General features: G+C 70.2%; 15 protein-coding genes. 7 read left to right on the top strand and 8 right to left on the bottom strand.

The genetic code is table 11. The features are described from left to right. Positions 1-8 precede the first annotated feature (8 nt). The 4 genes from OG966_RS05950 to OG966_RS05935 all read left to right on the top strand — a co-directional run bounded on the left by OG966_RS05950 (position 9) and on the right by OG966_RS05935 (position 3,854). Positions 9-683 (top strand): urease accessory protein UreF, encoded by a 675-nt coding sequence (locus tag OG966_RS05950; protein WP_326648358.1) that lies wholly within the window; start codon positions 9-11, stop codon positions 681-683. Between the two features lie 19 nt (positions 684-702). Next, complete coding sequence (gene ureG / locus OG966_RS05945; RefSeq protein WP_326648357.1) at positions 703-1,380, top strand: urease accessory protein UreG; 678 nt, start codon at positions 703-705, stop codon at positions 1,378-1,380. Next, positions 1,377-2,117 (top strand): urease accessory protein UreD, encoded by a 741-nt coding sequence (locus OG966_RS05940; RefSeq protein WP_326648356.1) that lies wholly within the window; start codon positions 1,377-1,379, stop codon positions 2,115-2,117. Before ureG ends, OG966_RS05940 begins: the two co-directional genes overlap by 4 nt. Before the next feature lie 159 nt (positions 2,118-2,276). Further along, entirely contained in the window at positions 2,277-3,854 is a 1,578-nt protein-coding gene (locus tag OG966_RS05935) for an alpha/beta hydrolase (RefSeq protein WP_326648355.1), read from the top strand. Between the two features lie 189 nt (positions 3,855-4,043). On the opposite strand, the gene OG966_RS05930 is transcribed toward OG966_RS05935, so the two are convergent. Continuing rightward, positions 4,044-5,081, bottom strand: a complete 1,038-nt coding sequence (locus OG966_RS05930) for an NAD-dependent epimerase/dehydratase family protein (RefSeq protein WP_326648353.1) — start codon at positions 5,079-5,081, stop codon at positions 4,044-4,046. 64 nt (positions 5,082-5,145) lie between these two features. Then, positions 5,146-5,853, bottom strand: coding sequence for a lysophospholipid acyltransferase family protein (locus OG966_RS05925; RefSeq protein WP_326648352.1), 708 nt, complete (start codon positions 5,851-5,853; stop codon positions 5,146-5,148). A 392-nt stretch (positions 5,854-6,245) separates the two neighbouring features. Between OG966_RS05925 and OG966_RS05920 the strand changes: the two genes are divergently transcribed. Then, positions 6,246-6,653 (top strand): SSI family serine proteinase inhibitor, encoded by a 408-nt coding sequence (locus tag OG966_RS05920; RefSeq protein ID WP_326648351.1) that lies wholly within the window; start codon positions 6,246-6,248, stop codon positions 6,651-6,653. A gap of 10 nt (positions 6,654-6,663) precedes the next feature. Here OG966_RS05920 and OG966_RS05915 read toward each other — a convergent pair whose 3' ends face one another. From OG966_RS05915 to OG966_RS05895, 5 genes are all read right to left on the bottom strand, one after another. Beyond that, the gene (locus tag OG966_RS05915) at positions 6,664-6,822 is read right to left on the bottom strand and encodes a hypothetical protein (RefSeq protein ID WP_326648349.1); all 159 of its coding nucleotides are present in this window, start codon (positions 6,820-6,822) and stop codon (positions 6,664-6,666) included. A 63-nt stretch (positions 6,823-6,885) separates the two neighbouring features. After that, positions 6,886-7,836, bottom strand: a complete 951-nt coding sequence (locus OG966_RS05910; protein WP_326648347.1) for a cytochrome c oxidase assembly protein — start codon at positions 7,834-7,836, stop codon at positions 6,886-6,888. 129 nt (positions 7,837-7,965) lie between these two features. Further along, positions 7,966-8,991, bottom strand: coding sequence for a 6-phosphofructokinase (locus tag OG966_RS05905; RefSeq protein WP_326648346.1), 1,026 nt, complete (start codon positions 8,989-8,991; stop codon positions 7,966-7,968). 149 nt (positions 8,992-9,140) lie between these two features. After that, positions 9,141-9,869: a type 1 glutamine amidotransferase gene (locus tag OG966_RS05900; protein ID WP_326648345.1), complete on the bottom strand. Its 729-nt coding sequence runs from the start codon at positions 9,867-9,869 to the stop codon at positions 9,141-9,143. Positions 9,870-9,898: 29 nt separating this feature from the next. Further along, complete coding sequence (locus OG966_RS05895) at positions 9,899-11,137, bottom strand: MurT ligase domain-containing protein (RefSeq protein ID WP_326648344.1); 1,239 nt, start codon at positions 11,135-11,137, stop codon at positions 9,899-9,901. 115 nt (positions 11,138-11,252) lie between these two features. Between OG966_RS05895 and def the strand changes: the two genes are divergently transcribed. Further along, a complete protein-coding gene (gene def / locus OG966_RS05890; protein WP_326648343.1) occupies positions 11,253-11,798 on the top strand; it encodes a peptide deformylase in 546 nt (181 codons plus the stop codon). Between the two features lie 81 nt (positions 11,799-11,879). Here the strand turns inward: def and OG966_RS05885 are convergent, their stop codons facing one another. Further along, a complete protein-coding gene (locus tag OG966_RS05885; RefSeq protein WP_326648342.1) occupies positions 11,880-12,527 on the bottom strand; it encodes a TetR family transcriptional regulator in 648 nt (215 codons plus the stop codon). Between the two features lie 154 nt (positions 12,528-12,681). Between OG966_RS05885 and OG966_RS05880 the strand changes: the two genes are divergently transcribed. Further along, entirely contained in the window at positions 12,682-13,908 is a 1,227-nt protein-coding gene (locus tag OG966_RS05880; RefSeq protein WP_326648340.1) for an acyl-CoA dehydrogenase family protein, read from the top strand. The last annotated feature ends 94 nt before the right edge of the window (positions 13,909-14,002 follow it).

Below are 14,002 nucleotides of genomic sequence, written 5' to 3'. Positions count from 1 at the left end.
AGTACGCGATGAGCCGCGCCGCACTTCTCGTCCTCGCCGACGGCCGATTCCCCGCCGGGGGCCACGCCCACTCCGGCGGTGCCGAGCCGGCCGTCAAGGCGGGCCGCATACGCGATGCCCGGGACCTGGCCGAATTCTGCCGGGGCCGACTGCACACCACCGGCCTCACCGCGGCGGCGCTCGCCGCCGCGGCCGCCCTGGGTCTCGACCCGCTGGCGCTGGACGAGGCCGCCGACGCCCGTACCCCCTCGCCCGCCCTGCGGGCCACCGCCCGCAAACTCGGCCGGCAGATGATGCGGGCCGCCCGTTCCACCTGGCCGAGCCAGGAGCTCGACGCGCTTGCCGCGGCCCGCCCGCGCGGCGCACACCAGCCGGTCGTACTGGGGCTCGCCGCCCGCTCCGCGGCCCTCGGCCCCGAGGACGCGGCGCACTGCGTCGTGTACGAGGCGGTCAGCGGCCCGGCCACCGCGGCCGTACGTCTCCTCAGCCTCGACCCGTTCGAGGCGACGGCGGTGCTGGCCCGGCTGGCGCCCGAACTCGACGCCGTCGCCGGACAGGCGGCGCGCGCGGCGGCCGCGGCGGCCGTCGAAGGGCTCGACGTGCTGCCCGCCGCCTCCGCCCCGCTGCTCGACCTCACCGCGGAGGCCCACGCAGCCTGGCCCGTACGCCTCTTCGCCTCGTAGGACCGACAGGAGCCGCACCATGCACCTCGATCACTCCGACCACGGCCCGTCCGCTGTCAGTGCCGACGCCGTGCGCCCCGACGGCGCTCGTCGCGCCCTGCGTATCGGTCTCGGCGGCCCCGTCGGTTCCGGCAAGACCGCGACCGTTGCCGCGCTCTGCCGCGCCCTGCGCGACCAGTTGTCCATCGCCGTCGTCACCAACGACATCTACACCCGCGAGGACGCCGAATTCCTGCTCCGTAACGCGGTACTGCCGCCCGAGCGCATCCAGGCCGTCGAGACCGGCGCCTGCCCGCACACCGCGATCCGCGACGACATCTCCGCCAACCTCGAAGCGGTCGAGGACCTGGAGGAGAGCGTCGGCCCCCTCGACCTGATCCTCGTCGAGTCCGGTGGCGACAATCTCACCGCGACCTTCTCCAAGGGCCTTGTCGACGCTCAGGTCTTCGTCATCGATGTGGCAGGCGGCGACGACATCCCCCGTAAGGGCGGCCCGGGCGTCACCACCGCCGATCTGCTCGTGATCAACAAGACCGACCTCGCGCCGTACGTCGGCTCCGACCTGGGCCGGATGGCGCGGGATGCCAAGGAGCAGCGCGGTGAACTCCCCGTCGCCTTCACCTCGTTGAAGGGCGGGGAAGGGGTGGCACCGGTCGCCGACTGGGTGCGCGCGCAGCTCGCCGCCTGGACCGCATGAGCATCCAGGCCACGGCCCGTATCGTCGCCACCCGGGACGGACTGCCGGTGCTGGAGAGCGACGGGCCGCTCGCACTGCGCCGCACCAGAGCCACCGGTGCCTTCACCCGGGTCACCGTCGTCGGCGCGATGAGCGCACCGCTCGGCGGTGACCGGCTCGCCATCGAGGTTCGGGTGGAGGACGGCACCCGGCTCGCCGTCGACTCCGCCGCGGCGACCATCGCACTGCCCGGACGCATCCCCGAACAGGCCCGCTACGACGTCCGGTTGAAGGTGTGCGACCACGCCGAACTGCGCTGGCTGCCGGAACCGCTCATCTCCGCGCGCGGCAGCGATCTGCGGATGCGTACCCGCGTCGAACTCGCCGCCACCGCACGGCTGGTGCTCCGCGAGGAGCAGATCCTCGGCCGGTACGGCGAGCAGCCCGGCACCCTCTCGACCCGTCTCACCGTCCACCGCGCCGGACGCCCTCTGCTGGACCAGGAGCTCGGCTACGGACCCGGCGCGCCCGGTGGCTGGGACGGCGGGGCGGTACTGGGCGGCCACCGGGCCGTGGGTCAACTCCTCATTGTGGACCCCGCGTTCGAGGAGAAGCCCGCGGAGCCCAGGCTGCTGGGCCCGAACGCGGCTCTTACGCCGCTCGCCGGTCCTGCCGTACTGGTCAATGCCGTCGCGCCCGACGCCCGTCAACTGCGCCGCGTAATCGACGAGGTGCTGCACGCGGAACTGTCCGATTGAGGGAACCGGGAGATCCCGGTCATTTCGGTGCACCGCTCAGCGGGACACTACTTACCGGTTATTGGTTCGGTAAAGAAACACCAGTCCGATCTGTTCCCGGCTGCCCCGGAGACGAAAGGATCCCCCCGGAGAACTCGACTACAGAAGGGGGAGTTCTACGTGAGACGCACAGCAGTGCTCGGCTCGGCCGGCACTCTGATCGCGGGCACCCTCATAACGGGCGCGATCGTGGCTCCGGCGGCCAACGCCGAGAGCCGCCAGAGCGGTTGGTCCGAGGCCCGCGGCGCTCAGGTGGCCGCGGCGCGGGCCGCCAAGCGGGGCATCGACTGGGCGGACTGCCCGGCGGACTGGGGTTTCGCCAAGCCCATCCAGTGCGGCTGGGTGAGCGTGCCGCTCGACTACGCGCGGCCGAACGGCAAGCAGATCAAGATAGCCGTCGACCGGATCGGCAACACCGGTACCAAGGCAGAGCGCCAGGGCGCCCTGGTCTACAACCCCGGCGGCCCCGGCGGCTCGGGCATGCGCTTCCCGACCCGGGTCACGAACAAGAACCCGCTCTGGGCCAACACCGCGAAGGCGTACGACTTCGTGGGCTTCGACCCGCGGGGCGTCGGCCACTCGACGCCCATCTCCTGTGTCGACCCGCAGGAGTTCGTCAAGGCGCCGAAGGCCGACCCGGTGCCGGACAGCGAGGCCGACAAGCGCGCCCAGCGCAAGCTCGCCGCGGAGTACGCGGACGGTTGCGCCGAGCGCAGCGGCTGGATGCTGTCGCACATGACGACGCCGAATACCGTGCGCGACCTGGACGTCATCCGGGCCGCCCTCGGCGAGAAGAAGCTCAACTTCCTGGGCGTCTCCTACGGCACGTACATCGGCGCGGTCTACGCGACGCTGTTCCCGGGCCATGTGCGCCGGATGATCGTCGACAGCGTGGTCAACCCCTCGCGCGAGAAGATCTGGTACGAGGCCAACCTCGACCAGGACGTCGCCTTCCAGATGCGCTGGAACGACTGGAAGGCCTGGGTCGCCAAGAACGACGCGACCTTCCACATCGGGGACACCCCCGAGAAGGTCGAGCAGCAGTGGCTGAAGCTGCGGGCCACCGCCAAGAAGAGCCCGCTCGGCGGGGTCGTCGGACCGGCGGAGCTCATCAGCTTCTTCCAGAGCGCGCCGTACTACGACTCCTCCTGGGCGCCCGTCGCCCAGACCTGGAGCAAGTACCTCGCCGGTGACACCCAGGCACTGGTCGACGCCGCGGCGCCCGACCTGTCCGACACCGCGGGCAACATCGCCTCGGAGAACGGCAACGCCGTCTACACGGCTGTCGAGTGCGCGGACTCCAAGTGGCCGACCAGCTGGAAGAAGTGGGACCGGGACAACACCCGGCTCCACAAGGACTACCCCTTCATGACGTGGGCCAACGCCTGGATGAACCTCCCGTGCGCCACCTGGTCGTCCAAGCAGCAGACCCCGGTCAACGTGAAGACGGGCAAAGGCCTGCCGCAGGTGCTGATCGTGCAGTCCACGCGTGACGCCGCCACTCCCTTCGACGGCGCCGTCGAGCTGCACAAGCGGCTCAAGGGCTCGCGTCTGATCATCGAGAAGGACGCCGGCTCGCACGGTGTGACCGGCCTGGTCAACCCGTGCATCAACGGGCGGGTGGACGCCTACCTGCTCAGCGGCAAGCTGGACGGCAGCGATGTGACGTGCACTCCGCACGCCACGCCGAAGCCGTAAGGCGCAGTGTTACGGGAGGGGCGGCCGGTCACGGCCGCCCCTCCTTTTCGCTTGCGGACCTCAGCCGGCGCCGGCCGCCGTTCCGCGACCGCCGTGCGGCCGACCGTACGCAACGCAGCGCCGGCGCACGGTCCGGCCGTGCCCCGCCGGTCCAGCGGGGCGATCAACTCGGCAAATGTCTCCGGTCGCTCACCGCGCTTGCTTCAGCCAGGAGTCCTCCGCCGCGTAGTCGAACCAGTCGTCCTCGTACTTCACGAGTCCGCTGAAGATCTCGCGCCAGTCGCGGCCGTCGAGCTGCCGGGCGAGCCACTCGACGGTCGTCGGCAGCGATTCGGCGTAGCCGGTGACGGCTCGGTACCCCAACTCCCGCTCCGCCGCCGTCATGTCGTACACGATCGGATGGTCCACTCCCCACGGAGTGAGACCGACCGTGCCCACCGGCGCCGGTCCGTCGATGAGGACGGTCTCGCTTCTCACGCCGAGCGCCGCGTCCACTCCCGCGCTGATCTCCGCGACGCTCGGCACGTCCGGATCACCGGCGTTGAGCACTCTTGCGCCGGGCATTGCCGCCGCCAGCCGGATCAACTCGGCCAGATTGCCGACATGGACGGGGTGGAAGCGGGACTGCCCGTTGTACGCGAGGACGCGCACCGGCCGCCGGTCCAGCGCTCGCTTCACGAAGAACAGTTCGCGCGGACCACGGCAGTGCACTCCGTGGATGGCGCCCGCGCGCAGCAGGGTCACCGGCAACTCGTCGCCCGCCGCCAGCAGTTCCCGCTCCAGTGCCACCTTGCGGGTGCTGTACGTCGCCTCTGAGGGCGTCACGACCCGCTGCGACTCCGGAATCGGCACCGGATAGCGCGGAAAGCCGTCGGGCGTGTCCTGGGTGTCGAAGTTGCGGCCCCGGTCGTCCTCGTACACCGCGCCGCTGGAGATCACGACCGCCGAGCCGATCCGGTCGGAGAGCGCCCGCAACTGCCGTGCGTGGCCCTGTCCGTAGGCGACCATGTCCACCAGCACGTCGCAGCCGTCGCCGAGCGCGGCGGCCAGAGCCGCGTCGTCGGCCCGGTCGACCCGGACCACCTGTACGTCATCGGGCCACCGCTCGTCCCGGCCGCCGCCGCGCGAGGCCGCCCGTACCTCCCAGCCGTCCGCGGCGAGCGCGGTCACCGCGGCCCGTCCCACCTGTCCTGTCGCACCGAGCACGAACACGCTTCCTCTGGTCATGGAAGGCACGCTAGGTGCGCGGTGGACGCCGGGCCAGGCCGATTCGCCGAGCGCAGATTCGCTCTCAGCCTCTTCGCCGCGGGAACTTCTTCGGCTGCTCCAGTTCCGCCTTCACGTCGGCGGCGTAGCGGTCCACGTACTCCTGGCCGGACAGCTCGAGGATCGCGTACATGATCTCGTCGGTCACGGCGCGGATGGCCGCTTTCTCGTCCTCCATGCCCGCGTACCGCGAGAAGTCCATCGGCTCGCCGAAGCGGACGGTGACCCGTTTGATCTTCGGCATGACCTGTCCGGGCGGCTGGATCTCGAACGTCCCCACCATCGCGCACGGCACCACCGGCACCTGCGCCTTGAGCGCCATCACCGCGACACCGACCTTGCCCTTGTAGAGACGGCCGTCGTGCGAGCGGGTGCCCTCGGGGTAGATCCCCAGCAGCTCGCCCTTGCTCAGAACTCCCAGCCCCTCGCGGATGGCCGCCTTGCCGGCCTCCTTGCCGGTGCGGTCCACCGGGATCTGCCCTGCGCTGCGGAAGAACGCGGCGGTCAGCCGGCCCTTCAGGCCCGGGCCCGTGAAGTACTCGGCCTTCGCGAGGAAGGTGATGCGCCGCTTGATGATGGCCGGCATCAGGAAGTGGTCCGAGAACGAGAGATGGTTGCCCGCGACGATCGCCGCGCCCTCCGCGGGGATGTGCTCGAGTCCCTCGATCCTGGGCCGGAACAGCAACCGCAACAGCGGCCCCAGAATGACGTATTTGAGCACGTAATAGAACAAGGGGCGCTCCTCACTCCGCGGAACCGGCTCCAGGGCTGCGTTGTGCCAGGTCATCAGGTATGCCGGGGGAGGGTCAGTCTAGGTGCAGCCGTCACCGAGTGTAAGCGTCTGGGACCGGACAGATACTGACTCAATGAGGGCTCAACTCCGAAGTTCCTGATGCTATGTCAGATCTTCCGGTGCCCTTGGGCTGGTGCCCGTACCGGGGCGGACCCGGGCTCCGTGGCGGGTCAGGCCTGGTGACGGCACGTCATATCTGTCGGGCGGGCGAATCGCCGCGCCCGTACGCGCTACCCCGGCGGCGCGGCCACTTGCCTGCGCCGGCATAGAAAGGTGCTCTGGCCCTGTGCCCGACCCGACCGCGCGTCGGGCCCGAGCCCCTGGAGTACTCGATGCACCGCACTGCCACGTTCGCCGCAGCCGCCATCATCGCCCTCTCGGCCGCTGCCCCCGCAGCGGCCTCGCCCGCGCATACCGCCGACGAGGTGCCCATGCCCGCCCAGGGCCTGCTCCTGACCGTGTCGGGTTCCGAGAACACCTGGATCCGCGGGGTCGTGCTGCAGTGCCCGGCGCAGACCGACGGACCGCACCCGCACGCCGGTGCCGCCTGCACGGCACTCTCCGCGGCCGACGGAGACCTGGACGCGCTGCCCGGCGATCCGCGACCGTGCGACAGAAGATTCGACCCGGTCACGGTCAGTGCCACCGGCACCTGGCGCGGCCTCCCCATTGCCTGGCACAGGACCTATCCGAACGCGTGCGCGCTCGACGTGGCGACCGGAGTCGTCTTCCGCTTCTGAGGCCCACTCGTCAGCCGGTGCGCGACGCGACCACCCCGATCGTCACCAGACCGAGCACAACCCAGCCGAACCAGAGCCAGCCATTGCTTCCGAGTGCTGCCGTGTAGGCCGTCACGACCACCAGGGTCCCGACGGTGAGCACTCCCATCGCCTTCGTGGATCCGGACATGCGCGCCCTCCTCCGACGGCCACGGCCGTCGGAATCATCGTCACCCGGGAGGAGGGCTCCGCGCTACTGCCCGCGCGCCTGGAGCGAGGCGAGATATGCGTTGTACGCCTCGAGCTCCTTGTCCCCGTTGCGGTCCGCGGCACGGTCCGACCGCCTGGCCTGCCGCTGCTCGGAGCGGTACCACTGGAAGACCAGCGCGATCAGCACCAGTACCGAGGGGATCTCGCTGAACGCCCAGGCGATGCCGCCCGCCGCGTTCTGGTCGGTGAGCGCGTCGATACCGAGCGAGGCCGGGGGATTCTCGTACGCCTTGATCATCGGCTCGGTCGCCATCATCAGCGCGATACCGAAGAAGGCGTGGAACGGCATGCCGGCGAAGAGCTCCAGCATGCGCATCACATAGCCGGGCCGGTGCGGCCCCGGGTCCACGCCCATGATCGGCCAGAAGAAGACCAGGCCCACGGCGAGGAAGTGCACCATCATCGACGCGTGTCCCGTCCTGGACCCCATGAGGAAGTCGAAGAGAGGGGTGAAATAGAGCGCGTACAGGCTCGCGATGAAGAGCGGGATGGTGAAGGCGGGGTGCGTGACGACGCGCAGGTAACGGCTGTGCAGCAGGGCCAGCAGCAGCTCGCGCGGCCCTTTGCGGCCCCGGCCCGCGACCGGCAGCGCGCGCAGCGCCAGCGTCACCGGCGCGCCGAGCAGTAGCACGATCGGCGAGAGCATGCTGATCACCATGTGCTGCATCATGTGCACGCTGAACATGACCATGCCGTAGTCATTGAGCCTGGTGCACATCACCAGCGCCACGCTCAGTACGCCGAGGGTGAAGAAGACGGTGCGGCTGACCGGCCACCTGTCGCCGCGCGCGCGCAGCCGCAGCACGCCCCAGCCGTAAAGAGCCAGCCCCAGCAGACAGCCGGCCAGGAAGAACGGATCCGGTGAGTACTCGAGCCCTCGCCCCAGCGTGAACGGCGGCAGATCCATCGTCATGCCGTGCCCGCTGTGATCCATCTGCGCACTCCCGCCGGAACGTTCCTTGATGCCGACCGGATCTGTTTCGTACCGGTTGTCCGCACCAGGGTAGAACTGCCCCCGGCCGCGGCTGCGACCGGGGGCAGTTCATTCACACATGTACCAAAATCAGAGCACGCACTCGGCCTCGGCGTACCGCTCGGACGGGACGGTCTTCAGCGTCTCCACGGCCTGCGCCAGCGGCACCATGGTGATGTCCGTGCCGCGCAGCGCGGTCATCATGCCGAACTCACCGCGGTGCGCCGCCTCCACGGCGTGCCAGCCGAAGCGGGTCGCGAGCACACGGTCGTACGCGGTCGGGGTGCCGCCGCGCTGCACATGCCCGAGGATCACCGCGCGGGCCTCCTTGCCGAGCCGCTGCTCCAGCTCGACGGAGAGCTGCTGGGCCACGCCCGCGAAGCGCTCGTGCCCGTAGATGTCCTTGCCGCCCTCGTTGAACTCCATCGAGCCCTCGCGCGGCTTGGCGCCCTCCGCGACCACGACGATCGCGAACTTCTTGCCGGCCGAGAAACGCTCGCCCACCCGCTCGGTCAGCTCGCCGATGTCGAAGGGCCGCTCCGGGACGACGATGGCGTGCGCGCCCGCCGCCATACCGGAGTGCAGCGCGATCCAGCCGGTGTGCCGGCCCATGACCTCGACGATCAGCACCCGCTGGTGAGACTCGGCGGTGGTCTTCAGCCGGTCCAGTGCCTCGGTCGCCACACCGACGGCGGTGTCGAACCCGAACGTGACGTCGGTCGAGGCGATGTCGTTGTCGATGGTCTTCGGCACGCCGACGATCGGCAGCCCGCTCTCGGAGAGAAGGTTGGCGGCCTTGAGAGTGCCTTCGCCGCCAATCGGGATGATCGCGTCGAGGCCGAGCTCGGCGACATGTCCCTTGGCCCGCTCCACGCCGTCGCGCAGATGCGCGGGCTGGACCCGGGAAGAACCGAGGATCGTGCCGCCGCGGGCCAGGATGCCGCCCACCGCGTCAAGGTCGAGCTTGCGGTAGTCGCACTCCAGAAGGCCCTTCCAGCCGTCGTGGAAGCCGATGACCTCGTCGCCGTGATCGACGACGGCTCGGTGTACGACGGAACGGATGACGGCGTTCAGACCGGGGCAGTCGCCACCGGAGGTGAGCACACCAATGCGCATAGCCCGAAATACCTTTGCAACGTGGGCCGGTTCCCGGACCACGTCGTCCGGCAGGATCCCCGCCACCCTACCGGCGCAAGGTGGCGGGGCCGAACCGGGCGTCCGACTGATGGACGGCAGGTTGCCGTCCGGCGGGTGTCGGGCGGGTGTCAGGCGGGCTGCGTCGCGGACGCGATGCGCTCGGCGCGCAGCGCCTCGTACCACCGCTCGTCGGTGGGCGGCAGCGCGTTCACATCGAGGGCCAGCTTCAGCAGCAGGTCCGCGATCTGCGGATTGCGGGCCATGACCGGGCCGTGCATATAGGTGCCGAAGACGGTGTCGTTGTACGCGCCCTCGGTGCCGTCGCCGGTGCCGTTGCCCCGGCCGAGCTGGACCCGGGCGAACGGCCGGGCCGAGGGGCCGAGGTGGGTGATGCCCTGGTGGTTCTCGAAGCCGGTCAGCTGCGGCAGGCCCAGTCGCGGGTCGATGTCCGCCAGTACGTCGCCGACGCACCGCTCGCCGTCGCCGCGGGTGGAGACCACGTCGATCAGGCCGAGCCCCGGCTCGCGCTCGCCGAGGTCGTTGATGAACTCATGGCCGAGGATCTGATAGCCGGCGCAGACCGAGAAGATGATCGCGCCGTTGGCGGCGGCCCGGCTGAGTCCGCCGTCGCGGCGCAGCCGCTCGGCGGCGAGCCGCTGCGGCCGGTCCTCGCCGCCGCCGATGAGATAGATGTCTCCGGACGTCGGGATCGGCTGGTCGCTGCGTACGTCGATACGCATCACGTCCAGGCGGCGCTGGCGGGCGCGGCGCTCCACGACGAGGGCGTTGCCCTGGTCGCCGTAGGTGCTCAGCAGGTCCGGGTAGACCCAGACCAGACGCAGGCTGTTGTCGCTCATGCTCGTAAGTCCTTTTCGGGGTCCGCGGGTCAGTTGCCGACGCGGCGGCGCAGGTCCTGGAAGGCGGTGTAGTTGGCGATCGCCTCGATCCGCCCGGGCGGGGCGAGCTGAACCGCCTCGTCGACGGACTCGCACACCCGGAAGTCCAGGCCCGCCACCTCCAGACGCACGGCGAGGTCCAGCTTGCGGTCGCCGATGACGAAGATCGGATGCCCGGCGAGCCGGGTGTAGTCGACGTCCCAGAGCCAGGAGGTGTCCGTGCCGTCGGCGCCGCGGGCGTTCACGGAGAGGATGACCGGGGTCGGAGGCGGGTCGATCAGCGAGAACGTCTCCAGCCAGCCGGCCGGGTTCTTCGCGAGCAGCAGTCGCAGATCGCGGCCCAGGAAGTTGACGACGTCGTAGCGGCCGGCGACGGCCTGCACGGAGTACATGCGCTCCAGCGCGACCTGCGGAGGCACGCCGAAGCAGGCGGCGACCGCGGCGGAAGTGGCGGCGTTCGCCTTGTTGGCGCGGCCGGGCAGCTGGAGGTGGATCGGCCAGGCGGAGCCGTGCGGGTCCAGGACGTGGTCGCCGCTGAGCACCCAGCTCGGCGCGGGGCGGCGGAAGCCGCACTCGCCGCAGAACCAGTCGTCGCCGGGGCGCTGCATCACACCGCCGCAGGACGGGCAGGACCAGGCGTCGTCCTTCCACTCCTGCCCGGCGGCCACCCACACCACGTTGGGGGAGGAGGACGCGGCCCACACGATCAGCGGGTCGTCGGCATTGGCGATGACCATGGCCTTCGTACCGGACAGGCCCTCGCGCCACTTCTCGGCGAGCATGCGGGTCTCGGCGGCGCGGTCCAGCTGGTCGCGCGAGAGGTTGAGCAGCGCGATCGCCTTGGGCGTCACATCGCGGGCGACGCCCGCGAGGTACTTCTCGTCGACCTCGATCACACCGAATTTGGCGTCCGAGCCGCCGGCCAGTGCGGAGGTGATGCCCGCGGGCATATTGGCGCCGAGCGCGTTGGAGACGACCGGGCCGCTGGCCCGCAGCGCCTCGGCGATCAGCCGGGTCGTGGTGGTCTTGCCGTTGGTCGCCGACACGAGGACGACGTCCAGGTGCTGCGCCAGCCGCCCCAGCAGATCGGGGTCGAGCTTGAGCGCGACCCGGCCGCCGATCACCGATCCGCTGCCGCGTCCGGCGGCGCGCGATACCGCCGCTGCGGCCTTGCCTGCCGTCACGGCCAGCTTGGCGCGCGGCGTCAGGGGCTCCGAGTTGCCTGACATCGTCCTTGATCCTCCTTGCATCGGTCGGGCTCAGCCTATCGATGTCCTGTCTGCCGCCCGCACCTCGGCACCGTCGGAAAACGTGGAGGTCCAGGCGGAACGTACGCTTACGGCCATGCGAAACCGGCCGATCCCCGGCAGTTCCGGACTCGTGAGGGCCATGAGCCTGCTCGGAGATCCGCTGCTGCACGCCCCCTGCGAGACTGTCACCGACTTCTCTCCCGCGCTGTCGAGGCTCATCGAGGACATGTTCGCGACGATGTACGCGGCCCAGGGAGTGGGCCTCGCCGCGAACCAGGTCGGGATACCGCTGCGGGTGTTCATCTACGACTGCCCCGACGACGAGGACGTCCGCCACCTCGGACACATCGTCAACCCGCGTCTGGTGGAGGCGGACGGTGTCACGGTGCGCGGCGCGGAGGGCTGTCTGTCGCTGCCGGGCCTCGAAGCCGGTACGGAGCGTTTCGACCACGTGGTGGTGGAGGGTGTGACGGCGGATGGGACGCCGGTACGGGTCGAGGGCACCGGGTTCTTCGCGCGGTGCCTGCAGCACGAGTACGACCACCTGGAGGGGATGGTCTACACGGACCGCCTCAGGGGCTGGCGCCGGGCCAGGGCGCTGCGCGCGGCCCGGCGGGCGGGCTGGCGAAGCACCACCTGACCGGCCGTCAACGGCCGACGGCCGGTAGTCGGCTCTCGGCGACCGGCCCTCGACGACCGGCCGTCGATGCCGCTCGGCCCGTCAGAAGACCGGACCGCCGGCGCGGTCGCCGGCCGCGGCCAGCCGGCCCCAGAGCAGATCGGCGAGGCTGCGCACCAACTCGGCGCGGGAGCACGGGCGTTCGCCGAGCCACCAGTCGCCGGCCGCGTGCATCATGCCGACGATGCCATGGCCCCACACCCGGGCCAGCTGTTCGCTGTCGGGTCCCAGGTCGACCCGGTCGTAGATCACTTTCGCCAGCTCCTCGCCGAGCCGGCGCAGCAGTGGCGCCGAGTGGCGGCCGACGTCGAAGCCGGCCTCCGACGGCTGGGCGTCCTCCGCCGGATGCATCAGGAAGCGGTAGACCTGCGGCCGTGCCTCGATCGCGGCGAGGTAGGTGTCGAGAGTTGCCTCGACCCGCTCACGGCGGTCGGCGGGCGCGTCCACCGCTGCCCGCAGGGCGTCCAGCAGGGCGTCGGTGTGGCGCTTGGCGAGCGCACGGTAGAGGCCGCCCTTGTCGCCGAAGTGCCGGTACAGGATGGGTTTGGTGATGCCCGCCTCGGCGGCGATGGCGTTCATGGAGGCATGCGGGCCGTCCCGGAGCACCACCCGGTCCGCGGCTTCGAGCAGCTCCCGGCGCCGCTGGTCGGCCGACCGTTGCTGGCCAGCTGCGTGCTGTGTGGTCTCCATAGTGTTTCTCCCCGCCCGAACGATTGCGTGACGCCTGCGCAACGTAACACCATGCCCGCGTGTACAGGGGATCGGGCAGTTGCCGGTTGACACGGGCTACTCGCCGGTAACAGACTGATGTTACCGTTAGTAACATGCAGCGCTGGAGGCGAACATGGCCGAGTTCACGCTCGAACTCAACGACGACCAGAAGCAGGTCCGCGATTGGCTGAACGGTTTCGCCAAGGACGTGATGCGCCCGGCCGCCGCCGAGTGGGACGAGCGTGAGGAGACCCCCTGGCCCGTCATCCAGGAAGCGGCCAAGGTGGGAATCTACTCCCTCGACTTCTACGCCCAGCAGTACGTCGACCCGACCGGTCTCGGCATCCCGATGGCGACGGAGGAGCTCTTCTGGGGCGACGCCGGCATCGGCCTTTCCATTGTCGGTACGGGACTTGCGGCCGTCGGCGTCCTCGCCAACGGAACCGAGGAGCAGATCGGCACCTGGATTCCGCAGATGTACGGCGACGTGCACGATGTGAAGGTCGCGGCCTTCTGCTCCTCCGAGCCGGACGCCGGCTCGGACGTCGGCGCGATGCGTACGCGGGCGGTGTACGACGAGGCCAAGGACGAGTGGGTACTCAACGGCACCAAGACCTGGGCGACCAACGGCGGTATCGCCAACGTCCATGTCGTGGTCGCGGTCGTCGACCCGGAGATCGGCTCCAAGGGCCACGCCTCGTTCATCGTGCCACCGAACACCCCCGGTCTCTCGCAGGGCCAGAAGTTCAAGAAGCACGGCATCCGCGCCTCCCACACCGCCGAGGTGGTGCTGGAGGACGTACGCCTTCCCGGGCACTGCCTGCTCGGCGGCAAGGAGAAGCTGGACGAGCGCCTGGCCCGGGCGCGTGAGCGCGCCAGGTCCGGCGGCGAGCGTGTGAAGAACGCGGCCATGGCCACCTTCGAGGCGTCCCGGCCCGCGGTCGGCGCGATGGCGGTGGGCACCGCCCGCGCCGCGTACGAATTCGCACTCGACTACGCCATGACGCGCACCCAGTTCGGCCGCCCGATCATCGACAACCAGGGCATTGCCTTCCAGCTGGCCGACATGCGCACCCAGATCGACGCGGCGCGGCTGCTGGTGTGGCGCGCCTCCTGGATGGCGGTGACGGGCAAGCCCTTCAACTCCGCCGAGGGCTCCATGTCCAAGCTGTTCGCCAGTGAGACCGCCAAGAAGGTAACGGCGCAAGCCATCCAGATCCTGGGCGGCAACGGCTTCACCCGCGAGTACCCGGTGGAGCGCATGCACCGCGACTCCGCGATCTACACGATCTTCGAGGGCACGAGCGAGATCCAGCGCCTGGTGATCGCCAGAACCCTCTCGGGCATGCCGATCCGCTAGTGCGGTCCGTTCTTCCCTGGTCGGAGAGGGCTTGACCAAGCCTTCTCCGACCGGGGACAGAGCACAGCAAACCCCGTCCTGCGATCGAGGACGC

Source organism: Streptomyces sp. NBC_01750 (genome assembly GCF_035918095.1).
In the GTDB taxonomy this organism is placed as follows: Bacteria; Actinomycetota; Actinomycetes; order Streptomycetales; family Streptomycetaceae; genus Streptomyces.
The sequence above is the reverse complement of the archived record's forward strand: the minus strand, read 5'-3'. Positions and strand labels throughout refer to the sequence as shown.